This is a genomic window from Amycolatopsis melonis, assembly GCF_040064235.1.
Classification (GTDB): Bacteria; Actinomycetota; Actinomycetes; order Mycobacteriales; family Pseudonocardiaceae; genus Amycolatopsis; species Amycolatopsis melonis.
Genome location: NZ_JBDZYD010000016.1, coordinates 182,514 through 206,567, shown reverse-complemented (window position 1 = coordinate 206,567; position 24,054 = coordinate 182,514). Strand labels below are relative to the sequence as shown.

Sequence of the window (24,054 nt, the reverse complement as noted above, 5' to 3'; positions counted from 1 at the left end):
CGCATGGATATCGCACCTCTTCCGCGGCGCACCTTTCTCCGCGGTGCCGCCGGGCTCGCCGTTGCCGGGGCTGCCGGCCTCGTCCTCCCGTCCGCCGCCCATGCCGCCGGGGAACCGCGGATCTACAGCTGTGCCGAATGGGGTGCGCGGCCTCCTGCCGATGTGCTCACCACTCTCGACCATCCCGCCAACCGGATTCTCATCCATCACATCGCCAGCGCCAACAGCACCGACTACTCGCTCGCCCACGCCTTCCAGGTCGCCCGGGACGACCAGCACGACCACATCGACAACAACGGCTGGTCCGACACCGGGCAGCACTTCACCGTCAGCCGCGGCGGGTACCGGCTCGAAGGGCGGCACGGCAGCCTCGACGCCTTGCGCGGCCGCACCACCATGATCCAGGGCGCGCACTGTCCCGGCCAGAACACCAACGCCATCGGCATCGAGAACGAAGGCCTCTACACCAGCGTCGAGCCGCCCGAGGCGCAGTGGGCGTCGCTCGTCGTCTTCTGTGCCTACATCTGCCGCCAGTACGGCATTCCCGTCGAGGAAATCAAGGGCCACCGGGACTTCTACAACACCGAATGCCCCGGCGACCGCCTCTACGCGAAGCTGCCGCAGCTGCGCCGGGAGGTCGCGAAAGCCCTAGTGTAGGTACCGCATCACGGCGCACAGCTCCTCCGGCGGCAGCGCACCCAGCCGGTCGATCTCGCCGCGGCGGACGTCCATCAGCGTCGTCGCCAGCTCCGGGCCGAACGCCGACGTCAACGCCGAGTCAGCCTCGAACGCCGTCACCGCGTCGGCCAGCGACGCCGGCAGCCGTTCCGCTGTGGGGAGGGTTCCCGGGTCGACGTCGACCGGTTCCGGCAGCGTGGCCTCGTCGGCGATCCCGGCGAGGCCCGCGAACAGCAGCGCCGCCACCACCAGGTACGGGTTGGCCGTCAGGTCGAAGCACTTGACCTCGAAGTTCGCCGCCCGGTCGCGCTGCCCGGCCGGGCCCTGGACCAGCCGCAGCGGGGCCTCGCGGTTCTCCAGGCCCCACGCGCGGAACACCCCGGCCCAGTGGTGCGGTTCGAGCCGCAGGTAGCTGACCACCGACGGCGCGCCGATCGCCAGCAGGGCGGGCAGCCGCGTGAAGATCCCGGCACCGAACGCCTCCGCCGTCGGCGTCAGCCCGAACCGGCCGTCCCCGCCGGCACACAGGTTCCGGTCGCCGTCCCAGACGCTCAGGTGGACGTGCCCGCCGTTGCCCACGCCGCCCGGCTCGAACTTCGGCGTGAACGACGCCCGCAGCCCGTGCCGGGCACTGACCGTCCGGATCGTCTCGCGCGTCAGCACGGCCCGGTCGGCGGCGCGCACCGGGTCGTCCGCGGCCACCGACAGCTCGAACTGCCCCGCCGCGTATTCGGGATGGATCTGTTCCACCGCAATGCCTTGCGCGGCCAGCGTCGACACCAGCGCGCGCAGATAGGCGGCCTGCGACGACAGCCGCGCGTAGCCGTAGGCCGGGCCTGCCGTGGCCGAGCGGGGATCGTCCGGCGCGTCGGCCGCGGTGATCACCCACTCGATTTCGAAGGCCATCCGCGCGTTGTAGCCCAGCGACGCGAGCCGGGCGGCCGCGGCCGCCGCCAGCGCCCGCCCGTCCTGCGGATGCGGCTCGCCTTCCTGGTCGAACCGCAGCGCCGGCGCCCACGCCCAGCCGGGCTGCGCGGCCAGCGGCACGAGCGCGTCCAGATCCGGATGCAGCCGCAGATCCCCGACCGGCCCGCGCGAGTAGGTCCCGCCGGTGATGTCATCGGTGGCCAGGAAGAAGTCGAACGAGTTCGACGCGCCCACACCCCACGCGGCCGCCGACCACAACCGGTCCACCGGAACGGCCTTCACCCGCACAACGCCGCTGTTGTCCACGAAGGTCAGCGCGACGAGCTCGACCCCGGCGGCCCGCAGCCCGTCCGCCCGGAGCGCACCCTGCTGCGCGAGTTCTGCCCGATCGAGCCGGCTCATCCTGCCCCCGTCGCTGTCCGCTGGTGCTCCTGCGCGAAACGAAGTGCAGATCGTGTCAGACATTGACAAGACCCGTCCAGGGCGGCGCGGCGATCTCTGCGGCGTCTGGCCGGAGATCGTGACGGCATCAGGTCCAGTTACACCGACCGAGATGCGCTCAACGACCTTGCCGCGTGCTCTGCTGTGGGATGCCGCGCTCACGGCGGTAAATCGCGTCGCACTGTGGGCACGCCGTCGCCACGCCCCGGTCTCGGCGCCGATTCAGCGGCTGGAACACGGCGGTGGCCGTGGCGCCGCACAGCATGGTGATGCCCTGGCCGGGCTTCGGGATCCCCGTCAGCCGGGTTCGGTGCCACTCTCCGTCGATGACTGGGTGGATCGCTTCGAAGTCGATGTAGATCACGGCCGTCATCGGAGGCTCCACCCGATCTCGAACTGCCGGAGGTCGGTGGCTGCCTCGTTCGGACGGCGACCTCCGGCGGCGCGTGCTTGCCCCATGAGCCGATCGTCGGTCGCGGAGGGGCCAGAACCCATACCAGGCTGGGTATCTCACCATGAGATGTACCATCGTGAGATGAATGCACCGGCCGGCAAGAGTGGCCCGCTCTCGCTTCCGGACTGGGCGTGGCAGCGGCCGGACGTCCGCTTGGCTCTCAAGACTCGCGATGTCGGAGCCCTGCTGCGCTCGGTGCAGCAGTACACCGGTGCCAGCCAGAGCCGCATGGCCGTTGCGGTCGGCGTTCTCCAGGGCCGGGTGTCGGAGATCCTGCGCGGCCGCCGCACCGTCACCACGCTGGAGTTGTTCGAACGCATCGCCGACGGCCTGGCGATGCCTGATGACGCCCGTATGCTGCTCGGCCTGGCGCCCCGGCATCCAGCCGGTCTCGACCACCTGAGTGCCGGCGGCCGGGCCGAAATCCTGGCGGTCTTCCCGTCACAGAGCATCGCCCGCGCCGAGATCGAGCAACGCGCGTGCGAAGCCACCGCGATCGAGATCCTCGCCGTCCGTGGCCTCGGGATCATCGGCATGAACGACTCACTACTGCGCTCGCGCATCCGGCGGCGAGCCACCGTCGTCCGCGTGTTGCTGCTCGATCCCGACGGTGAGGCCGCACACCGGCGGGCCGGCGAGATCGGCGAGACCCACGGGAGCTTCACCGCCGGTATCCGGCTGTCCATCGAGCGGCTTCGTGATCTCGCCTCCGAAGGCGCGGACATCGAGGTCCACGTCTACGACCTGCTGCCCACATGGCGGCTGATCGGGCTCGACGCCACCCTGTTCCTCTCCGCTTTCGGGGAGAGTCACGAGGGCCACACGTCGCCGATGTACAAGCTCACCGGGTCGCCGCATGGCGCACTGCACCGTGGGTTCCATAGGTTCACAGACGAGCTGCGGCGCACCGCGCGTCGCGTGGTCTGAGAGGAGCCTTCCGTGTCCGTCGAGGCCGAGCTGACCGCCGTTGTCCGCGAGCCCGAGCGCGTGCGGGCCAAGCTCGCCGAACGGGCCGCGGCAGAGCACAGCGTCTACGCGGACACCTATTACGACCGGCCGGATCACTCGATGGACCGCGACGGCTACGAGCTACGGGTTCGCAGGATCACCACCGGGGAAGACCGGCGCGTCGTCCTCACCTACAAGGAACCGCCGGTGGACGAGGCGTCGCGGTCCAAACCGGAGCACGAAACCACCGTGGCCGACCCGGAGGTGATGGGCACGATCTTCGAAGGCCTCGGCCTGGTCGAGCTGATCTCGCTGGAGAAACACTGCGACAACTACCGGTTCACCGCCGACGGCCGCGAAATGCTCGCCACCGTCGTGACGGTGCCAGAACTGGACGGCCGGACGTTCATCGAGGTGGAAACGATGGCCGACCCGGACGACCTGACGGCCGCGCTCGCGTCGGTCCGTGCCGTTCTCGACGACCTCGGCGTCACCGAAGACGATGCGGTCGACGAGTCCTACACCGACATGGTCGCACGCGGGCGCGAGCGTTAGCGGCGATCTTGGTTCTGTCCGCCGCGGGCTTCGCTCGTAGGGTGGGGGAGGGGCCCGGCACAACGGACGGAGGCGCATGACCGATCTGCTCCCGTTCGTCGCGGAGCTGCCGCTGGTGGACCACCACTGCCACGGCGTCGTCACCCGTGACGTCGGCCGCGCGGACTTCGAGGCGATGCTTACCGAGGCCGACACCATCTCGCCGCTCGGGACCAGCCTTTTCGACTCGCTCATCGGGCTGGCCGGTCGGGAACGCTGTGCTCCCGTGCTCGGTCTGCCCCGGCATGCCCCCGTCGAGGACTACCTTGCCCGGCGGGCCGAGCTGGGGGCCGATGAGGTTGCGCGGCGGTTCCTGCGGGCCACCGGGACCACCGACTTCCTGCTGGACGGTGGTTTCCTGCCCGAATCGCTGACCACCACCGCGGAGTTCGCGCGGCTGGCCGGCACCCGCGCGCACGACGTCGTCCGGCTGGAACAGGTCGCCGAGGCCGTCATCCGGGGGACCACCGCACGCGGGTTCGCCGCCGCCTTCGGTGATGAGCTGGAGAAACGGGCCGCGGCTGCCGTCGGGCTCAAGTCGATTGCCGCCTACCGGGTCGGCCTCGGGCTGGCGGGGGAGCGGCCGTCGCCTGCCGAGGTCGAAGCCGCCGCCGGGCGGTGGCTTTCCTCCGGTGGGGGACGGCTTGCCGACGAGGTGCTGCACCGGCATCTCGTCTTCACCGGGCTCGACCTCGGCCTGCCCGTGCAGTTCCACGTCGGGTACGGCGACTCCGACGTCGACCTGCACCGCTGTGACCCGCTGCTGCTCACCGGCCTGCTGCGGGCCACGCGCGACCGGGGCGTGCCGATCCTGCTGCTGCACAACTACCCCTTCCACCGCCAGGCCGCGTATCTGGCGCAGGTCTTCGAGCACGTGTTCGTCGACGCCGGGCTCATCACGCACAACGCCGGGTTCCGGGCGCCGGCGGTACTGGCCGAGCTGCTGGAGATCGCGCCGTTCGGGAAGGTGCTCTTCTCCACCGACGCGTTCGGGCTGGCCGAGCTGTACCACCTGGGCACCGCCCTGTTCCGGCAGGGACTTTCCGACTTCGTGCGCGCCGCGCTCGACGCCGACGCCATGTCCGAAGTGGACGCCGTCCGGCTGTGTGCTTTGGTGGGACACGAGAACGCGCAGAGGATCTACCGCTGGGAGCACGTGTGAACGACCTGTGGGACCGGTGGACCCTGGCCATCGCCGAGGAACTGCCCGCCGCCGTCGAGCTCCGGCACGCCGTGCACGCCGACCCGCGCGGCTCCGGGGACGAAGAGGACACCGCGCGCCGGGTGACCGAGGCGCTCGGTGCCGGCGAGGGTGTGCGGGTCGCCAAGACCGGCCGCGCGATCAAGCTGCCCGGGACCGACGGCGGCCCGGCCGTGGCGCTGCGGGCCGAGCTGGACGCCCTGCCGGTGCTGGAAGGCACCCGCGTGCCGTGGGCGTCGGGGAACAACCTCATGCACGCCTGCGGCCACGACGTTCACCTCGCCGCGCTGGTCGCGGTCGGCCGCGCGGCGGTGCGCGTCGGCGTGCCGCGGCCGATCCTGGCGCTGCTGCAGCCGCGGGAGGAGACCTCCCCGCCGGGCGCGCTGGACGTCGTCGAGTCCGGTGTGCTCGCCGACTGCGGCGTGGACACGGTCATCGGCGCCCACGTCCAGCCGCGGATCGCCCACGGCGTGGTGTCGGCGGCACCCGGCCCGGTCAACGCCTCCACCGACGAGTTCGAGGTGACGCTGCACGGCCAGGGCGGCCACGCCGGCTACCCGCACCTGCTGCGCGACCCCATCCTGGCGCTGTCCCAGCTGGTCGTGAGCCTGCAGCAGCTCGCGTCCCGGCGGATCGACCCGGTGTTCGGCGCGGTCTGCTCGATCGGCCGGATCCAGGCGGGCTCCGCGGCCAACGTCGTCCCGAACAGCGCGAGCGCGTTCGGCTCGCTGCGCCTGATGCGCGAGAAGGACCGCGACCGCGCGCTGGAGGCGCTCGCGGACATCGTGCACGGCACGGCACGGGCCCACGGCTGCACGGCCGAGCTGGAGATCAGCCCGTGCGAGCCGGTGCTGAACAACGACGCGGCGCTGGCGGCGGGTGCCCAGCGGTGGCTGCGGCACGCGGGCTTCGGGGTGGACGAGACGTTCCGGTCGTTCGGGGCCGACGACTTCGCCCACTACTGCGGCAACGGGACCCGCGGGCTGATGCTGTTCGTCGGCCTCGGCGACACCGCGGGCGTGCCTAGCCTGCACGACGAGCGGTTCCTGCCGCGGGACGAGGCCGTCACCCAGGTCGCGCACGCGCTGGTGGCGGGGTACCTGGCCGCCTTGGAGCATCCGGGCCGGTAGCGCTACGGTGACCGCGTGATGAGCGCCTACCTCGCGACGATCCCCAGCCCCGACCGTGGGGTCTGGCACCTGGGGCCGATCCCGATCCGCGCGTACGCCCTGTGCATCATCGCCGGCATCATCGTGGCGATCTGGTGGGGCGAGCGCCGCTGGGCCGCGCGCGGCGGCACCAAGGGCACGGTGATCGACGTCGCGGTGTTCGCGGTGCCGTTCGGCCTGGTCGGCGGCCGGCTGTACCACGTGATCACCGACCCCGAGCTGTACTTCACCGAGGGCCGCAACCCGTGGAACGCGTTCGCGATCTGGGACGGCGGCCTCGGCATCTGGGGCGCGATCGCCCTCGGCGCGGTGGGCGCGCTCATCGCGTGCCGCCGCAAGGGCATCCCGCTGCCGGCAATGGCGGACGCGATCGCCCCCGGCATCGTCGTCGCCCAGGCGATCGGCCGCATCGGCAACTACTTCAACCAGGAGCTGTACGGCGCGCACACGGACCTGCCGTGGGGCCTGGAGGTCTACCAGCGGTTCAACCCGGACGACCCGAACAACCTGCTCAACGGCGTCGCGACGGGGCACATCCCGCTGCCGGAGAGCCCGGTCCACCCGACGTTCCTGTACGAGCTGATCTGGAACCTGCTGGTCGCCGCGCTGGTGGTGTGGGCGGACCGCAAGTTCACGCTCGGGCACGGGCGCGCGTTCGCGCTGTACGTGGCGGGCTACACGGTCGGCCGCGGCTGGATCGAGATGATGCGGACCGACACCGCCAACCACATCCTCGGCCTGCGGGTGAACGTCTGGACGTCGATCCTGCTGTTCCTCGGCGCGGTGGCGTACTTCGTGCTCGCCGCGAAGCGCGGGCCGCGCGAAGCACCCGAAACCCTGCGCAGCAAGGACACGACGGCCGCACCGCAGGAGCCGGAGCCCGCCACGGTCACCGCCGAGAAGCCCGCCGAGGACACGCCCGACGAGGCGAAGAAGCCCGACGAAAGCTGACCCGCAAGCCTCTGAAGGCCACCATCACGGCATCAGGTGCCCTGATGGTGGCCTTCAGCGCATTGCGGGCCGGGGTCAGCCGAGCGGGGAGTGGCCGAAGAAATCGTCGTCGTCGCCGTCGCGGCGGGGACGGTGCGAGGGCGACGAGCGCGGGGGTGGGGTGTCGTCCTCGGCGAGGGGGTCGGCGAAGTCGTCGTCCTCCCACTCCGGCTCCGCCCGGTGACGCGGCGCCGGGGGCGGCTGCGGAGCGGGCGGAGTGGGCGGAGCAGGCGGGGCAGGTGGCTGCTCGGGCGCGGCCGGGTAGGACGTCCAGCCCTGGTCGGCGAGCGGGTCCGCGGGACGGCCGCCGGTGCGGGCTTCCAGGACCTCCTCGGGCGTCGCGCCCTCCCGCAGTTCCTGGTACATCTCGGCCGCCTCGCCGAGCTGCGGCAGGGCGAGCGCGCGCACCTCGGGGTCGGCGAACGCGCGCCCGGAGGCGACGTCCTCCCAGGTCAGCTCGCCCGCGTCGATCTTCCGCTTGACCAGCCGCAGGTGCGGCGGCGCGTCCGGCCGCGACGCGGCGGCCTTCAGCGCCGCGATCCGCTCGGGTGTCGCCAGTGGCTCGGGCGGGGGCAGCGGGATCTTGTCGAGTTCCTTGAGCAGCTGCCGGGACCTGCCGACGCTGCGGTCGAGCGCGGCCTCGGCCTCCCGGATCTCGGGTGTCTTCCAGGAGTCGCTGGGCTGGGACATGGCAGGGGCTCCTAGTCGATCGTTCCGCTGATGCGCCCGCTCGCCGGGTGCTTGCTGTGCTTCTCCCGGTCTTCGGCGTACTTCGTCCTGACGTCGCGGGCCTCCTGCACGCCTTCCTTGGCGCGGTCCTTGATGTCCCCGACGCTGCCGGAGATGCTCTTCGCGTCGTCCCGGATGTCGCCGACGTCCCCGGCGATGTTCTTGCCGATGCCGACCAGGTCGCCGACGCTCTGGACGTCCTTGATCTTCGCCAGCTGCGACCCGATGTCCTTCAGCGAGTTCCACAGGTCGCCGACCTTCTCGACGATGTCCTTGATCATGTCGACGATCGCGATCAGGGCGTCGATCAGCGGGATGAGCGTCGCGACCCCCTCGATGGCGTCGGCCACCCAGCCCGCGACCGGGATGCACGCCTCGGCGGCCATCCGCAGCAGCTTGTCGATCAGCTGCTTGAGCAGGTCCAGTGCCTTCGCGGCGAGCTTCTTCGAGGTCTCGGCGAGCAGGTCGAAGCCCTTGGCGATCAGCTCGGCGATGCCCGCTTCGGCGGCGAGCCCGGCCTTCCAGCCGAGGTCGACGTACGCCTTGTGCGCCAGCGCCGCCGGGCCGTGCCAGTGCTCGCCGAGCACCTTCTCGTTCTCCGTCATCACGGTGGAGAAGGCCTTCATCGTCTCGCTGATGTTGCGCCACGCCGTCGCGTTGGCGGTCATCTTGGAGAAGTCGCCGGTGAGCGGCTCGATGAACTGCTGGGTCAGCGTCGTGCCGGTGATCTTCTGGTACACCCACTCGACGGCCAGCACCTGGACACCGGCGTCCTTGAGCAGGTCCTGGATGTCCTCGCCCGAGGTGTCTTCGGGCTGCTGCAGCGGCTCGGTGATCGAGCTGCCGTCGTCGAAGCCGTAGGACGTCTGGTTGCCTGCGCCCGGCGCGGGCGCGTGCTCCTTCGGCTCGGGACTGTCCTTCTTTTTCTTCTCCGGCTGCTTCTCCGGCTTTTCCTTCGTCGACGTCCCGCCGTGGTGCGGTGACTTCGCCATGTCGGGTCCCCCTCGTCAGCGTCCGGCCGGGTGCGGCATCGTCGGGAAGTCGTCCGGTACCCCGCCCGGCTCGCCGGGCCGCCCGCCCGCGGACTCCAGCATCGCGCGCAGCTCGTCCAGCATCTTCTTCGCGTGCTCGTCGTGTGCCGTGTACGCGTTCGCCGCGGACTGGATGCCCTGGCTCAGCGACGTCAGCCGGTCGTGCCCGAACTGCAGCGTCTCGCCGTACAGCTTGCCGACCAGGTCCACGACCGGTCGCAGCAGGTAGAACAGGCCGGTGAAGCCGGACGTGTCGCACGCTGTCGTCTGCATGTACTCGCCGACCTTGTTCACGGCCTGGTGCAGGCCGTCCACCACCTGCGCGTACTCGCGCAACGCGGCAGGATCGACTTCGAAATCGGCCACGGATCTCCCCCTCGTTTCACCCCGGTGATCCACTCGGACGGGCAACACTATGCCACCGGGTGCGCACACCGCGTGGGCGGTTCGGGAAATCCGGTCCGCCTGGCCTGCGAAAACGGGTAAAAGGGGACGAACGGGCGGGTCAGAGGTCCGGCAGGCCCAGCTCCAGGTTCGGGGCCTGCAGGCCGCCGTCCACCTCGAGGACCTTGCCGGTCACGTAGGCGCCGGCGCGCGAGGCCAGGAACACCACCGTCGCCGCGATGTCCTCCGCTTCGCCGATCTTGCGCAGCGGCGTCGCCGACTCCATCTTCTCGCGCAGCTCCGGGTTGCCGACCACGATCTCCAGTGCCGACGTCGCCACCGAGCCGACCGCGATCGCGTTGACCCGGACCCGCGGGGCCAGGTCCGCCGCCGCCAGGCGCGTGTAGTGGGCCAGGGCCGCCTTCGCCGTTCCGTACGCCGCGAAGCCGCGGCCGCTCACCCGGCCCATCACCGACGAGATGTTGACCACCGAGCCGCCCGTCTCCAGCAGCGACGGCGCGGCCGCCGCGGTCAGCGCGTGCGCCGTCGAGACGTTGAAGCGGAACGCCTCCTCCAGGAACTCGGCGGTCGTCTCCAGCAGGGGACGTGGGTAGGCGCCGCCGACGTTGTTGACCACCAGGTCGAGCCGCCCGAACTCCGCGACCGCGGTCGAGGCCAGCGCGGCCGCCGCGTCCGGGGAGGACAGATCGGCGGGCACGACGTGGGCCCGGCGGCCCGCGGCCGCCACCCGGGCGGCGACTTCGGCGAGCTGGGACTCGGTGCGCGAGGCGATGACCACGTCGGCGCCCGCTTCGGCGAGGGCCACGGCGGTGGCCGCGCCGATCCCGCGTCCGGCGCCGGTGACCACCGCGACCTGGCCGGTGAGCTTGAAGCGGTCGAGGATCATGCCGGAAAATGTAACACGTTCTAGTGAGCGCGAACACACCGCCGTCGCGCGGCGTCGACCCCGTCACGTTAAGCTTGACGGGAGATTCCGGACCCTATACTTAGCGGAACGAACTACCGGGAACCCATCAGGAACTACGTCGTTCCGCGCAGCCAGATCGTTACCGTCCGACGCCGTTCGGGGCGCGCTGAATTGCTGCCGGCGTGTTTCCCAGGTGTTAAAGTCGCGCTAACAAGCGGGCCATCGTCGTCCCGTGCGCTCCCCGGCCGGTAGCCCGGCCCCGCACGACAAGACGACGAAGGAGGTCCCGTTGATCTTCTCCGCCATGCCCGGCAAGCAGGGTCTGTACGACCCGGAGACCGAGCAGGACTCCTGCGGTGTGGCCATGGTGGCCGACATCCGCGGGCGCCGTTCCCACGGCATCGTCACCGACGGCCTGGCCGCGCTGACCAACCTCGACCACCGCGGCGCCGCGGGTGCCGAGCCCACCAGTGGCGACGGCGCGGGCATCCTCCTGCAGCTGCCCGACGCGCTGCTGCGGGCCGAAGCCGGCTTCGCGCTGCCCCAACCCGACGAGCAGGGCCACCACACCTACGCCGCCGGCATCGCGTTCCTGCCGCAGGAGGCCGAGCAGCGTCGCAAGGCCGTCGAGCTGGCCGAGCGCATTGCCGTCGAAGAAGGACTGGAGGTCCTCGGCTGGCGCGAGGTCCCGGTCGACGCCGACCGGGCCGACATCGGCCCGACCGCCCGCTCGGTCATGCCGCACTTCGCCATGCTCTTCGTGGCCGCGGACGGGAAAGCGGGCCTGGAGCTGGACCGCCTCGCCTTCTGCCTGCGCAAGCGCGTCGAGCACGAAAGCGCCAACGCCGGCTGCGGCACGTACTTCCCGTCGCTGTCCTCGCGGACGATCGTCTACAAGGGCATGGTGACGCCGGAGCAGCTGCCCGCCTTCTTCGCCGACCTGCGCGACGAGCGGCTGGAAAGCGCGATCGCCCTGGTGCACTCCCGCTTCTCCACCAACACCTTCCCGTCGTGGCCGCTGGCGCACCCGTTCCGGTTCGTGGCCCACAACGGCGAGATCAACACCATCCGCGGCAACCGCAACCGCATGCGGGCCCGCGAGGCGCTGCTGGAGTCCGACCTCATCCCCGGCGACCTGTCCCGGCTGTTCCCGATCTGCTCGCCGGACGCGTCGGACTCCGCGTCCTTCGACGAGGTGCTGGAACTGCTGCACCTTGGCGGCCGGTCGCTGCCGCACGCGGTGCTGATGATGATCCCCGAGGCGTGGGAGAACCACGCCACCATGGACCCGCAGCGCCGCGCGTTCTACCAGTTCCACGCCAGCCTGATGGAGCCGTGGGACGGCCCCGCGTGCGTCACCTTCACCGACGGCAGCCTGGTCGGCGCGGTCCTGGACCGCAACGGCCTGCGCCCGGCGCGCTGGTGGCGCACGGCCGACGACCGGGTCGTGCTGGCCAGCGAGGCGGGCGTGCTGGACGTCTCGCCGAAGGACGTCGTCGCCAAGGGACGGCTCCAGCCCGGCAAGATGTTCCTGGTCGACACCGAGGCCGGCCGGATCGTCGACGACGAAGAGGTCAAGTCCGCGCTGGCGAGCGAGCTTCCGTACGACTCCTGGCTGCACGCCGGGCTGCTCAAGATCGCCGAGCTGCCCGACCGCGACCACGTCGTGCAGAGCCACGACTCCGTGCTGCGCCGCCAGCTTTCCTTCGGCTACACCGAAGAAGAGCTGAAGATCCTGCTCGCGCCGATGGCCGAGAAGGGCAGCGAGCCGATCGGCTCGATGGGGTCGGACACCCCGCCCGCGGTGCTGTCGAAGCGGTCCCGGCTGCTCTACGACTACTTCAAGCAGAACTTCGCGCAGGTGACCAACCCGCCGCTGGACGCGATCCGCGAAGAGCTGGTCACCTGCATGGCGCGCATCATGGGCCCGGAGCGCAACCTCCTGGCCCCCGGTCCCGCGTCGTGCCGTCACCTCAAGCTGCCGTACCCGGTCATCGACAACGACGAGCTGGCCAAGCTCATCCACATCAACGACGACGGCGACCTCCCCGGCTTCGCGTGCAGTGTCCTTTCCGGACTGTACGAAGTGGACGGTGGGGCGGCGGCTCTTGCCGCGGCGATCGAGCGCGTCCGGCGTGAGGCGTCCGAGGCGATCGCGGCGGGCGCGCGCACGCTCGTGCTGTCCGACCGCGACTCCGACCACCGGATGGCGCCGATCCCGTCGCTGCTGCTGGTGTCGGCGGTGCACCACCACCTGGTCCGCACCAAGGAACGCCTGCGCGTCGCGCTCGTCGTCGAGTCCGGCGACGCCCGCGAGGTGCACCACATCGCGCTGCTGCTCGGCTACGGCGCCGCCGCGGTCAACCCCTACCTGGCCTTCGAGACCATCGAGGACATGATCTCCCAGGGCGCGGTCACCGGGATCGAGCCCGCCAAGGCGGTCCGCAACTACGTCCACGCGCTCGTCAAGGGCGTCCTGAAGATCATGTCCAAGATGGGCATCTCGACGGTCGGCGCGTACACCGCCGCCCAGGCCTTCGAGTCCCTCGGCCTGAGCCAGGACCTGCTCGACGAGTACTTCACCGGGACGTCGTCGAAGCTCGGCGGCGTCGGCCTGGAGGTGCTGGCCGAAGAGGTCGCGACGCGGCATCGCCGCGCGTACCCGGACAACCCGACCGACCGCGTCCACCGTGGACTCGAGACCGGCGGCGAGTACGCCTACCGCCGCGAGGGCGAGCTGCACCTGTTCACGCCGGAAACGGTGTTCCTGCTGCAGCACGCGTCCAAGACCGGCCGCGACGAGGTCTATCGCAAGTACACCGACGAGGTGCACCGCCTCTACCGCGAGGGCGGCACGCTGCGCGGGCTGTTCTCGTTCCGGGAAGGCGTCCGCGAGCCGGTGCCGCTGGACGAGGTCGAGCCCGTGGAAGCGATCTTCAAGCGCTTCAACACCGGCGCGATGTCCTACGGCTCGATTTCGGCCGAGGCACACGAAACCCTCGCCATCGCGATGAACCGCATCGGCGGGCGGTCCAACACCGGCGAGGGCGGCGAGGACCCCGAGCGGCTCTACGACCCCGAGCGCCGCAGCGCGATCAAGCAGGTCGCTTCGGGCCGGTTCGGTGTCACCAGCGAATACCTGGTCAACGCCGACGACATCCAGATCAAGATGGCGCAGGGCGCGAAGCCGGGCGAGGGCGGCCAGCTGCCGCCGAACAAGGTGTACCCGTGGATCGCGCGGACCCGGCACTCGACGCCGGGCGTCGGCCTCATTTCGCCGCCGCCGCACCACGACATCTACTCCATCGAGGACCTGGCCCAGCTGATCCACGACCTCAAGAACGCCAACGAGCGCGCCCGCATCCACGTGAAGCTGGTGTCCTCGCTGGGCGTCGGCACGGTCGCGGCGGGCGTGTCCAAGGCGCACGCGGACGTCGTGCTCATCTCCGGGCACGACGGCGGCACCGGCGCGTCCCCGATGAACTCGCTCAAGCACGCGGGCACGCCGTGGGAGATCGGCCTCGCCGAGACCCAGCAGACGCTGCTGCTCAACGGCCTGCGCGACCGGATCACCGTGCAGGTGGACGGCGCCATGAAGACCGGGCGCGACGTCGTCATCGCGGCGCTGCTCGGCGCCGAGGAGTACGGCTTCGCGACCGCGCCGCTCGTCGTCGCGGGCTGCATCATGATGCGGGTCTGCCACCTCGACACCTGCCCGGTCGGGGTCGCCACGCAGAGCCCCGACCTGCGCAAGCGCTACACCGGCCAGGTCGAGCACGTCGTCAACTTCTTCCGGTTCGTCGCCGAAGAAGTCCGGGAAACGCTGGCGGCACTGGGCTTCCGGACGCTCGACGAGGCCATCGGCCACGCCGAGCTGCTGGACACCGACGAGGCCGTCGAGCACTGGAAGGCGGCCGGGCTGGACCTCAAGCCGATCTTCGAGATGCCGCAGGAGACCCCGTACGGCGGCGCGAAGCGGCGCACCCGTGGTCAGGACCACGGCCTCGAGCACGCCCTGGACCGCACGCTCATCCAGCTCGCCGAGGCGGCACTGGAGGACGCGCACCAGGTCAACATCGAGCTGCCGGTGCGCAACGTCAACCGGACCGTCGGCACGCTGCTCGGTTCGGAGATCACCCGCCGCTACGGCGGGGACGGCCTGCCCGAGGGCACCATCCACGTCACGCTCACCGGGTCGGCGGGCCAGTCGCTCGGCGCGTTCCTGCCGCGCGGCATCACCCTCGACATGGTCGGCGACGCCAACGACTACGTCGGCAAGGGCCTGTCCGGCGGGCGGATCGTCGTCCGCCCCGACCCGGAGGCGCCGTTCGCCGCCGAGGCGCAGACGATCGCGGGCAACACCATCGCCTACGGCGCCACCGGCGGCGAGATCTTCCTGCGTGGCCAGGTCGGCGAGCGCTTCTGCGTCCGCAACTCCGGCGCCACGGTCGTCGCCGAAGGCGTCGGCGACCACGCCTTCGAGTACATGACCGGTGGTCGCGCGGTGGTGCTCGGCCCGACCGGGCGGAACCTGGCGGCAGGCATGTCCGGCGGCATCGCCTTCGTCCTCGACGTCGACGCGAAGAAGGTCAACCAGGACATGGTGGACCTGCAGCGGCCGACCGCCGACGACCTGGCGTGGCTGAAGAAAACCGTGCAACAGCACTACGATCTCACCCGCTCCGCGGTGGCGGCGTCGCTGCTCGGCGACTGGCCGCGCCGGTCGGCGGCGTTCACGAAGGTGATGCCGCGCGACTACCAGCGGGTCCTGGACGCGGCGAAGGCAGCGCGTGCTGCCGGCCGCGATGTCGACGAGGCGATCATGGAGGCCGCTCGTGGCTGACCCGACCGGTTTCCTGAAGTACGAACGCGAAGAGCCGAAGAAGAAGTCCAAAGAGGAGCGTCTCGCCACCTGGGGCGAGGTCTACGCGGACGTCGACCCGGGCGAGCGCAACGAAAAGGTGCGCAAGCAGGCGTCGCGCTGCATGGACTGCGGCATCCCGTTCTGCCACTCCGGCAGCTCGGGCTGCCCGCTGGGCAACCTCATCCCCGAGTGGAACGACCTGGTCCGTCGCGGCGACTGGGCCGCGGCGAGCGACCGGCTGCACGCCACCAACAACTTCCCGGAGTTCACCGGGAAGCTGTGCCCGGCGCCGTGCGAGGCAGGCTGCGTGCTGTCGATCTCGCCGCTGTCCGGCGGGCCGGTGGCGATCAAGCGCGTCGAGGCCACGATCGCCGACCAGTCCTGGGAAGCGGGCTACGTCCAGCCGCAGGTGTCCGAAGTGTCCAGTGGGCAGCGGGTCGCGATCGTCGGCTCCGGGCCTGCCGGGCTGGCCGCCGCCCAGCAGCTGACCCGCGCCGGCCACGAGGTCACCGTGTACGAGCGCGACGACCGGCTCGGCGGGCTGCTGCGCTACGGCATCCCCGAGTTCAAGATGGAGAAGAAGGTCCTCGACCGGCGCCTGGCCCAGCTGCGCAAGGAGGGCACCCGGTTCGTCACCGGCTGCGAGGTCGGCGTCGACCTCTCGGTGGAGGAGCTGCGGGCGCAGTACGACGCCGTCGTGCTCGCGGTCGGCGCGCTGCGCGGCCGCGACGACACGACGACGCCGGGCCGCGAGCTGGCCGGCATCCACCTGGCCATGGAACACCTGGTGCCTGCCAACAAGTTCGTCGAGGGCGACGGCCCGCCGCGGATCGACGCGCGCGGGAAGCACGTGGTGATCATCGGCGGCGGCGACACCGGCGCCGACTCCTACGGCACCGCGACCCGCCAGGGCGCGCTGTCGGTGACGCAGCTCGACCAGTACCCGATGCCACCGTCCACCCGGGACGACGCGCGCTCGCCGTGGCCGACCTGGCCGTACATCCTCCGCACCTACCCAGCGCACGAGGAGGCGGGCGAGCGGAAGTTCGCGGTCGCGGTCAAGCGGTTCGTCGGCGACGAGAACGGTCACGTCCGCGCGGTCGAACTGCAGCAGGTCCGCGTCCAGAAGGACCCGGAGACCGGCCGCCGCGAGGTGATCCCGGTCAGCGACGAGGTCGAGACGCTGCCCGCGGACCTGGTGCTGCTGGCGATCGGCTTCGAGGGCGTCGAGGAGATGCCGCTGCTGGACGGCCTCGGCCTGTCCCTGACCCGCCGCGGCACGCTGTCGTGCGGCGCGGACTGGCAGACCGAGACGCCGGGCGTGTTCGTCTGCGGTGACGCCCACCGCGGCGCGTCCCTGGTGGTGTGGGCGATCGCGGAAGGCCGTTCGGTGGCCCACGCGGTCGACGCCTATCTCACCGGCGCCTCGGACCTCCCGGCCCCGGTCCACCCGACGGCACTCCCGCTCGCCGTCGTCTAGCCCGAGGTCCGTGAATGGCACATTGAGGGACTCGGCGTCCGTCAATGTGCCATTCACGGCTTTCCCGTAGGTTGAAGCGGGAAAGGGGGCACATGGGCGCACACATCGCGGTGCTCGCCGTTCCGTCGGCGGGGCACGTGTACCCGACGCTGCCGCTGGTCGAGGAGCTGGTCCGGCGCGGCCACCGGGTCACCTACGCGACCGGGCCCGCCATGCGGGACGCGGTCGCCGCGGCGGGCGCGGACCCCGTCGTCCCGGACGCGCCGTGGGCGAAGGTCGCCGCCGCGCCCAGCCGGACCACCGAGGACGTCGCCGAGACGCTCTCCGGCGCGCTCGAGGTGACGCGGGCCGTGGTGCCGCAGCTGACCGCGGTCTTCGGCGCCGACCGCCCCGACGTCGTGTGCCACGACGCGCTGACGCCGTTCGGGCCCGTGCTGGCCTGCCTGCTGGACCGGCCGTCGGTGGCGACCGTGCCGACCTTCGCGGGCAACGACGTCTTCGACCCCGCGACGCTGCTCGCCCCGGCCGGGTTCGACCCCGCTCACCCGCGGATGGCCGCCTACGCCGCCGAACAGGCCCGGTTCGCCGCGGAAACCGGTGTCCCGGCCGGAATCCTGACGTCGGTGGGGCGGCAGGCGGACCGCAAGCTCGTCTTCCTGCCCCGCGAGTTCCAGATTGCCGGCGACACCTTCGGCGACGACTACCGGTTCATCGGCCCGGCGTTCGGCTCCCGGGCGGGCACCGCGGACTGGACACCGCCGCCGGAACCGGTGCTGTTCGTGTCGCTGGGCACGGTCGTCAACGACCGGCCCGGCTTCTTCGCCGCGTGCGTGACGGCGTTCGCCGGCACCGGCCGCCGCGTGCTGATGGCGGTCGGCGACCGCGTCGACCCCGCGTCGCTCGGCCCGCTCCCGGCGAACTTCGACGTCCGGCCGTCGTTCCCGCAGCCCGCCGTGCTGGCGCACGCGGCGGTGTTCCTGTCGCACACGGGCATGAACTCCACGATGGAGTCGCTGCTGTGCCGGGTGCCGCTGGTGTCGTACCCGCAGACGCCGGAGCAGGAGGCCAACGGCCGCCGCGTCGAGGAACTGGGCCTCGGCCGGGTGCTGCGCACCGCCGAGCCCGCCGTGCTGCGCCGGACGGTGGACGAGGTGGCCGCCGACCCGGCGATCCGCGCCGCCCTCGACCGGATGGCCGGGTACCTGCGGGCCGCCGGCGGCCCGCCCGCGGGCGCGGACGCCGTCGAAGAACTGCTCTGAACGGCCGCCGCGGCTACGGCCGGATGGCGGTGTGCGCTCTGTTGCCGGGCAATTACTTTCGAGTAGCTGTGTCGCCTTTGCGACGGTTCACTTCCGGGAAGGTGGGCGTCTTGAAGCACACGAAACTCCGGGCCGCGGTCGTCACCGCCGTCCTTTCCCTCGCGTTCGCCCTGGTCGGGATGCCCGCCCAGGCCGCGCCGAAACCGTTCTGGACGCCCGATGCGATGCGGGCGGCCATCCCGATGGACACCCTGGTGAAATCCCCCGCGTTCACGCCGAAGGACGTCGCGCGCGGGCAGAGCGCGGTCATCCGGAGCATCCCGAACGGCGGGGGTGCCTGGACCGGCGGCGGCAAGGTCACCCAGACCGCGGGCCGGGTGTTCTTCCTCTTCAACGGCCAGAAGGCCTCCTGCTCCGGGGACGCCGTCACCAGCACCAACGGCAGTGTCGTCGTCACCGCCGGGCACTGCGTGAAGTACCAGGGCAGCTGGCACACGCAGTGGGTGTTCGTGCCCGGCTACAACAACGGCAACGCGCCCTACGGCCAGTGGGCGGCGAAGACCACGCTCACCACGCCGCAGTGGGAAGCCAGTGAGGACATCAACTACGACGTCGGCATGGCGGTGGTGAACCCGCTCAACGGGCAGCGGCTCACCGACGTCGTCGGCGCGCAGGGCATCGCGTTCAACCAGCCGAAGAACCAGAGCATGTACACCTTCGGCTACCCGGCCGCCTCGCCCTACGACGGCACGAAGCTGATCTACTGCAGCGGCAGCACGTTCACCGACTTCCTGCTGACCAAGGACCACGGCATGCAGTGCAACATGACCGGCGGCTCCAGCGGCGGCCCGTGGTTCCTGTCGTTCAACGAGGCGACCGGCACCGGCGTGCAGGCCTCGGTGAACAGCTTCGGCTACAACTTCCTGCCGGGCTACATGTTCGGGCCGTACTTCGGCACCGACGCGCAGAACCTGTACAACCGCGCGCAGGCCGCGTGAGGTCAGGGTCCCGGCAAAGTCACGCTGTGCCGTGGCACCTTCGGTAGACCGGACCCGGCGAGCCTCCACCCCACGACAGGAACGACTCTTTCCTGTCGTCGGACGAGGTGAACGACTCGTTCATGACGTCCGGTCACCCTGCGCGCACAGCCTGACCCGGCCTCAGCCCAGGGGCGGAGCCACGGTTCCGGCCCCTGGGCTGACGTCCGCGCGGCCCGGCCCGGCCAGGCTGGGCCCATGAGAAAACTCCTGGTGGCACTGGCTTTCCTGCCCCTGCTCGCCGCGCCCGAAGCCGACGCGTCTCCGGCGCTGAAGTGGTCGACGCCGTGCCCGGACTACGGCATGTCGCCGTCGCCGACGGCCGGGCTCGAGTGTGCGACCCTGCGCGTTCCGCTCGACTACGCACATCCGGACCGCACCATCGAACTCACGCTGTCCCGGCACGCCGGGACCCCGGGCAAGCGCCGCGGGGTGCTGCTGATGAACCCCGGCGGGCCGGGAAGTCCCGGGCTCGCCATGCCCGCCCAGCTGCTGCAGCGGATGGGCGGCTCCGGCCTGCCGGACGCCTACGACGTCATCGGGTTCGACCCGCGCGGCACCGGCTACAGCACCCCGGTCAGCTGCGGGATGACGACGGCGGAGGAACGCGGCGCCGTGCTCGGCCCGTACGCGGACGGGCCGCGGGACGTCGTCGCCACGGCTGCCAAAGCGCGTGCTGTGGCGCAAAAGTGTGGTTCGGCGTCCACAAAGGACCTGCTGCCGCACATGACGACCGCGAACACCGCGCGGGACCTCGACCGGATCCGGGAAGCACTGGGGGAGCGGAAGATCTCCTACTACGGCGTCTCTTACGGCAGTTACCTCGGCGCCGCGTACGCCTCAATCTTCCCGGCGCAGGGTGACCGGATCGTGCTCGACAGCGTCCTCGGGCCGCACGGCCTCGACGTCCGCGCCAACCAGCGGTTCGCCGAAGGCTTCGACGACCGGTTCCCCGACTTCGCCGCGTGGGCGGCGCAGCGTGACGACGTCTACCACCTGGGGCGGACCCCGGCGGCGGTGACGGCGAAGTTCTTCGAACTCGCCGCCGTCCGCGGCCCGGAATTCCGGTCCGACACGTGGAACGGGCTCTACGACGACGCGTTCTTCCCCGCGGTGGCCCGGGAATGGGCGGGCACCGCACGCGCCGCGGCCGGGCCGCTCGACGGCGACAACCACGCCGCGCTCCAGCTGCAGGTGCTCTGCAACGACAACGACTGGCCCGGGCAGCTCGGCTACTACCAGGTTGCGGTCGAACGGGAACGGGCGCGGCACCCGATGTTCGGCCCGGCCGCGGCGAACGTGAACCCGTGCGCGTTCTGGCCCGTCGAGCGCGCGGAACCGCCCGTGCGGGTGGGCGGTCCCGGCCCGGCGAACGTCCTGCTGGTGCAGAACCTCCGCGATCCGGCGACCCCGCTTTCGGGGGCACGGGAAACGCGGGCGGCCTTCGGGGCCCGCGCGCGGATGATCACCGTCGACGACGGCGGGCACGGCGTTTTCACCCGGGAAAACGCTTGCGGAAACGAAGCAGTGCTGGGCTATCTGCGTGACGGAGTCTTCCCCGCGGCGGACGGTGCCTGCCATTCTGGGCGTGGAGAGGTATCGATGGGGAAATGAGGGGAAGAATCATGAAAAGAATGGTGTTCTTCGCCGTGTCCGCGCTGGCGGCGATCCTGTTCGCCGCACCGGCGGCGTCCGCGCAGCCGGCACCCGCGGGCCCGGTCTGCATCACGGAGGCGATCTGGCTCTACGGGCTGGACGGGCGCACGATGTGCACGGCGGGGCCGACGCCGTCGATCACCCCGCCGCTGCCGGTCTACCGCGAAAGCAACGGCAGCCAGTTCGCCTGGTGCTTGTACTCCCAGCCGAACTACGTCTGGGAAGTGCTGCGGGTCCCGGCGTTTTCGCAGGCCAACGTCCAGGTGACGGTGGCCTCGGCGCGGCCCTGCTGAGCACCGGGGTCAGGTCAGGGCGGTGAGCAGCGCCCAGTAGCCGCCCCCGCCCACGACGACTCCCATCAGCAGCCCGGCCAGCACTTCGGGGGTGGTGTGGTCGCGCAGCGCGACCCGCGACCACGCCACCCAGGCGACCAGCACGGCGAGCAGCAGCAGCCATGGGCCGTACGTCAGCGTCAGCACCACGACGGCGGCCGACGCCACCGCGGCGTGGAGGGAGATCTTGAACTTCGCGCCGAACGTGATCGCGACGGCGACCACCAGGCTTGCCAGCATCGACGCGGCGAGGGCGATCAGCGCCGGGGGTGCGCCGCCCACGAGCAGCACGGCGAACCCCACGCCGAGCGACAGCCCGGCGAACAGCAGCGGGACCCGGCGCCCGGCCCGGTCCGTCACGTGATGGCCGTCCCACCTGCCCCGTTTCGCCCCGCGGACGATCAGCGCCATCGGCAGCAGCGAGCCGGTGACCGAGATCAGCAGGCCCCAGCTCAGCGCCGGAATCGGCCGATGGCCGGTGGCGGACCAGGCCACGGCGAGGGGCAGCGTGAGCACCCACACCCAGGGCGCCAGGATTTCGGTGGCTAACCGGGCGAAGCGCAGCACGGCGCGAACCTTATCCTGGTCTGCGTGAACTGGACTGTGGACGTCCCCGTCGACACACTGCCCGAGCTGCCGCCGCTCCCGCCCGAACTGCGGGCGCGGCTCGACAAGGCACTGGCGCTCCCGGCCGCGCAGCAGCCGGAGTGGCCCGATCCGGAGGCCACGCGCCGGGTCCGCGGCGTGCTGGAGAGCGTGCCGCCGATCACCGTCCCCGCCGAGATCGACCGGCTCAAGGACCGGCTGGCGATGGTCGCCCGCGGCGAGGCCTTCCTCCTGCAGGGCGGCGACTGCGCGGAGACGTTCGAGTCCAACACCGAGCCGCACATCCGCGCCAACCTGCGCACGCTGCTGCAGATGGCGGTCGTGCTGACCTACGGCGCGAGCCTGCCGGTGGTCAAGGTCGGCCGCATCGCCGGCCAGTACGCGAAGCCGCGCTCGGCCGCGACCGACGCGCTGGGTCTGCCGGTCTACCGCGGCGACATTATCAACTCGCTGGTCGCCAAGCCCGAGCTGCGCGTCCCGGACCCCGGCCGGATGATCCGCGCGTACGCGAACGCGGGCGCGGCGATGAACCTGGTCCGCGCCCTCACCGGCGCCGGCATGGCCGACCTGCACCAGGTGCACGACTGGAACAAGGACTTCGTCTCGTCGTCGCCGGCGGGAGAGCGCTACGAGCAGCTGGCCGGCGAGATCGACCGCGGCCTGCGGTTCATGAACGCCTGCGGCGTCACCGACACGTCGCTGCACTCGACCGAGATCTTCGCCAGCCACGAGGCCCTGCTGCTGGACTACGAGCGCGCGCTGCTGCGCCTGGACCAGGCCGACGCGAAGAACCCGAAGCTGTACAACCTGTCGTCGCACTTCCTCTGGATCGGCGAGCGGACCCGCCAGCTGGACGGCGCGCACATCGCGTTCGCCGAGCTGCTGGCCAACCCGATCGGGTTGAAGATCGGCCCGACGACCACGCCCGAGCAGGCCCTGGAGTACGTCGAGCGGCTCGACCCGCGCTTCGAGCCGGGCCGCCTGACGCTCATCTCCCGGATGGGCAACGGCAAGGTCCGCGAGGTGCTCCCGGCGATCGTGGAGAAGGTCGAGGCGTCCGGGCACAAGGTCATCTGGCAGTGCGACCCGATGCACGGCAACACCCACGAGTCGTCCACCGGGTACAAGACCCGCCACTTCGACCGGATCGTCGACGAGGTCCAGGGCTTCTTCGAGGTGCACAACAAGCTGGGCACCTACCCGGGCGGCATCCACGTGGAGCTGACGGGCGAGGACGTCACGGAGTGCCTGGGCGGCGCCCAGGAGATCTCGGACATCGACCTGTCGGGCCGCTACGAGACGGCGTGCGACCCGCGCCTGAACACGCAGCAGTCGCTGGAGCTGGCGTTCCTGGTCGCGGAGATGCTGCGCGGCTAGGCGCGGGCCAGCCCGGCCGTCCGGGCCAGGGTGATGGCTTCCGCGCGTCCCCTGGCGCCCAGTTTCACGCTGATCACCGACACCCGGTTGCGTACCGTCTTGGGCGCGATCCCGAGGCGGCGCGCGATCGCCGTGTCGGCGACGCCGCCGGCGGCCAGCGCCAGGATCTCCCGTTCCCGCGGGCTGAGTTCCGGCAGCGGGGCGGGGGCGAGCAGCAGGGCGGCGACGCGTTCGGCGATGCCGTCGCCGAACACGGCCGCGCCGGCCGCGACGTTGCGGATCGCGCGCACGACGTCCGCCGGTCCGGCGTGCGCGGGCAGGCAGCCGCGGACCCCGGCGCGCAGGGCGGCGGCGATGGTCGTGTCGTCGGCCGGCGCGGTGAGGGCCAGCACGGGCGCTTCGGCCTGCGCGGCCACGTCCGCGCCCAGCGCCAGGTCGAGCACCAGGACGTCCGGCCGGTGCCGCCGGACGGCCTCGGCCGCGCCCGTCTCCACCGCGGCGGCCACCGTCACGCCGGTGAGCCCCGCCCGCACCGCGAGCGGGCGCGCACCGGCCAGGACGACGGTCGTCACCCGCCGACCGGGATTGGCGGGCCCTGCCAGACGTTCTCGCGGCTGATCCGGCCGTCGCGGAACTCGCAGACGTGCAGCAGCCGGAACGTCACCCACTGCCCGGCGGGCGCGCCGGGGAACCCCTCGCCGGTCCGGCAGGTGACCCGGGCCTCGTCGACGAGGAAGCCGTCCCCGTACAGCCGGGAAACCGGCTCGATCCGCTCGTCCACCATCGCCGTGAACAGCTGCCGGTAGCGGTCGCGGATCGCCTCGGCGTCCCGCAGCTTCTCGACGGGGAACCCGACCGCGTCGTGCTCGGCGTCGTCGGTGAGCGTCGCGAGGATCGCGTCGAGGTCGTGCGCCGCCTCGGCCGCGAAGTGCGCGCCGAGGACCTTGTCCATCTCTTCCGGTGTCATGA

The 24,054-nt window shown here is 71.4% G+C and carries 22 protein-coding genes; 13 read left to right on the top strand and 9 right to left on the bottom strand.

All coding sequences use genetic code 11. The features are described 5' to 3' along the window. The first annotated feature begins 3 nt into the window (after positions 1-3). Positions 4-657, top strand: a complete 654-nt coding sequence (locus ABJI51_RS37110) for a peptidoglycan recognition protein family protein (RefSeq protein ID WP_348955804.1) — start codon at positions 4-6, stop codon at positions 655-657. On the opposite strand, the gene ABJI51_RS37105 is transcribed toward ABJI51_RS37110, so the two are convergent. Together ABJI51_RS37105 and ABJI51_RS37100 are read right to left on the bottom strand one after the other, a co-directional pair. After that, the gene (locus ABJI51_RS37105) at positions 649-2,007 is read right to left on the bottom strand and encodes a type I glutamate--ammonia ligase (protein ID WP_348955803.1); all 1,359 of its coding nucleotides are present in this window, start codon (positions 2,005-2,007) and stop codon (positions 649-651) included. The two genes, ABJI51_RS37110 and ABJI51_RS37105, sit on opposite strands and share 9 nt — an antisense overlap. A gap of 157 nt (positions 2,008-2,164) precedes the next feature. Further along, the gene (locus ABJI51_RS37100; RefSeq protein ID WP_348955801.1) at positions 2,165-2,419 is read right to left on the bottom strand and encodes an HC3 family zinc finger protein; all 255 of its coding nucleotides are present in this window, start codon (positions 2,417-2,419) and stop codon (positions 2,165-2,167) included. Between the two features lie 162 nt (positions 2,420-2,581). Here ABJI51_RS37100 and ABJI51_RS37095 point away from each other — a divergent pair, with 162 nt between their 5' ends. From ABJI51_RS37095 to lgt, 5 genes are all read left to right on the top strand, one after another. Further along, a complete protein-coding gene (locus ABJI51_RS37095; protein ID WP_348955800.1) occupies positions 2,582-3,427 on the top strand; it encodes a helix-turn-helix domain-containing protein in 846 nt (281 codons plus the stop codon). 12 nt (positions 3,428-3,439) lie between these two features. Next, complete coding sequence (gene cyaB, locus ABJI51_RS37090; RefSeq protein WP_348955799.1) at positions 3,440-4,003, top strand: class IV adenylate cyclase; 564 nt, start codon at positions 3,440-3,442, stop codon at positions 4,001-4,003. A 76-nt stretch (positions 4,004-4,079) separates the two neighbouring features. Beyond that, positions 4,080-5,204 (top strand): amidohydrolase family protein, encoded by a 1,125-nt coding sequence (locus ABJI51_RS37085; RefSeq protein WP_348955797.1) that lies wholly within the window; start codon positions 4,080-4,082, stop codon positions 5,202-5,204. After that, positions 5,201-6,373, top strand: a complete 1,173-nt coding sequence (locus ABJI51_RS37080) for a M20 metallopeptidase family protein (RefSeq protein ID WP_348955795.1) — start codon at positions 5,201-5,203, stop codon at positions 6,371-6,373. Before ABJI51_RS37085 ends, ABJI51_RS37080 begins: the two co-directional genes overlap by 4 nt. An 18-nt stretch (positions 6,374-6,391) precedes the next feature. Next, positions 6,392-7,363, top strand: a complete 972-nt coding sequence (gene lgt, locus ABJI51_RS37075) for a prolipoprotein diacylglyceryl transferase (RefSeq protein WP_348955793.1) — start codon at positions 6,392-6,394, stop codon at positions 7,361-7,363. Positions 7,364-7,438: 75 nt separating this feature from the next. On the opposite strand, the gene ABJI51_RS37070 is transcribed toward lgt, so the two are convergent. From ABJI51_RS37070 to ABJI51_RS37055, 4 genes are all read right to left on the bottom strand, one after another. Then, positions 7,439-8,092 carry a hypothetical protein gene (locus ABJI51_RS37070; RefSeq protein WP_348955792.1) on the bottom strand — a complete coding sequence of 218 codons (654 nt, stop codon included), beginning with the start codon at positions 8,090-8,092 and terminating at the stop codon, positions 7,439-7,441. Positions 8,093-8,103: 11 nt separating this feature from the next. Continuing rightward, positions 8,104-9,123: a hypothetical protein gene (locus ABJI51_RS37065; protein WP_348955790.1), complete on the bottom strand. Its 1,020-nt coding sequence runs from the start codon at positions 9,121-9,123 to the stop codon at positions 8,104-8,106. A 15-nt stretch (positions 9,124-9,138) separates the two neighbouring features. After that, on the bottom strand, positions 9,139-9,528 hold the full coding sequence (locus ABJI51_RS37060; RefSeq protein ID WP_348955789.1) for a type VII secretion target: 390 nt from the start codon (positions 9,526-9,528) through the stop codon (positions 9,139-9,141). A gap of 139 nt (positions 9,529-9,667) precedes the next feature. Beyond that, positions 9,668-10,453: an SDR family oxidoreductase gene (locus tag ABJI51_RS37055; protein WP_348955788.1), complete on the bottom strand. Its 786-nt coding sequence runs from the start codon at positions 10,451-10,453 to the stop codon at positions 9,668-9,670. Between the two features lie 310 nt (positions 10,454-10,763). On the opposite strand from ABJI51_RS37055, the gene gltB reads away from it, so the two are divergent. The 6 genes from gltB to ABJI51_RS37025 all read left to right on the top strand — a co-directional run bounded on the left by gltB (position 10,764) and on the right by ABJI51_RS37025 (position 21,063). Then, the gene (gltB, locus tag ABJI51_RS37050; protein ID WP_348955893.1) at positions 10,764-15,317 is read left to right on the top strand and encodes a glutamate synthase large subunit; all 4,554 of its coding nucleotides are present in this window, start codon (positions 10,764-10,766) and stop codon (positions 15,315-15,317) included. Continuing rightward, positions 15,310-16,818: a glutamate synthase subunit beta gene (locus ABJI51_RS37045; protein ID WP_348955787.1), complete on the top strand. Its 1,509-nt coding sequence runs from the start codon at positions 15,310-15,312 to the stop codon at positions 16,816-16,818. The genes gltB and ABJI51_RS37045 overlap by 8 nt, the downstream gene beginning before the upstream one ends. A gap of 92 nt (positions 16,819-16,910) precedes the next feature. Beyond that, complete coding sequence (locus tag ABJI51_RS37040; RefSeq protein WP_348955786.1) at positions 16,911-18,077, top strand: macrolide family glycosyltransferase; 1,167 nt, start codon at positions 16,911-16,913, stop codon at positions 18,075-18,077. A gap of 110 nt (positions 18,078-18,187) precedes the next feature. Further along, the gene (locus tag ABJI51_RS37035) at positions 18,188-19,075 is read left to right on the top strand and encodes a trypsin-like serine peptidase (protein WP_348955784.1); all 888 of its coding nucleotides are present in this window, start codon (positions 18,188-18,190) and stop codon (positions 19,073-19,075) included. A gap of 237 nt (positions 19,076-19,312) precedes the next feature. After that, on the top strand, positions 19,313-20,728 hold the full coding sequence (locus ABJI51_RS37030) for an alpha/beta hydrolase (protein ID WP_348955783.1): 1,416 nt from the start codon (positions 19,313-19,315) through the stop codon (positions 20,726-20,728). An 11-nt stretch (positions 20,729-20,739) separates the two neighbouring features. Beyond that, entirely contained in the window at positions 20,740-21,063 is a 324-nt protein-coding gene (locus ABJI51_RS37025; RefSeq protein WP_348955781.1) for a hypothetical protein, read from the top strand. A gap of 9 nt (positions 21,064-21,072) precedes the next feature. Here ABJI51_RS37025 and ABJI51_RS37020 read toward each other — a convergent pair whose 3' ends face one another. Continuing rightward, entirely contained in the window at positions 21,073-21,669 is a 597-nt protein-coding gene (locus tag ABJI51_RS37020) for a phosphatase PAP2 family protein (protein ID WP_348955780.1), read from the bottom strand. Between the two features lie 24 nt (positions 21,670-21,693). Between ABJI51_RS37020 and ABJI51_RS37015 the strand changes: the two genes are divergently transcribed. Continuing rightward, the gene (locus ABJI51_RS37015; RefSeq protein ID WP_348955779.1) at positions 21,694-23,085 is read left to right on the top strand and encodes a class II 3-deoxy-7-phosphoheptulonate synthase; all 1,392 of its coding nucleotides are present in this window, start codon (positions 21,694-21,696) and stop codon (positions 23,083-23,085) included. On the opposite strand, the gene ABJI51_RS37010 is transcribed toward ABJI51_RS37015, so the two are convergent. Both ABJI51_RS37010 and ABJI51_RS37005 read right to left on the bottom strand, forming a co-directional pair. Beyond that, a complete protein-coding gene (locus tag ABJI51_RS37010; RefSeq protein WP_348955777.1) occupies positions 23,082-23,657 on the bottom strand; it encodes a LuxR C-terminal-related transcriptional regulator in 576 nt (191 codons plus the stop codon). The two genes, ABJI51_RS37015 and ABJI51_RS37010, sit on opposite strands and share 4 nt — an antisense overlap. Then, positions 23,654-24,052, bottom strand: a complete 399-nt coding sequence (locus ABJI51_RS37005) for a nuclear transport factor 2 family protein (protein ID WP_348955775.1) — start codon at positions 24,050-24,052, stop codon at positions 23,654-23,656. Before ABJI51_RS37005 ends, ABJI51_RS37010 begins: the two co-directional genes overlap by 4 nt. Between the last annotated feature and the right edge of the window lie 2 nt (positions 24,053-24,054).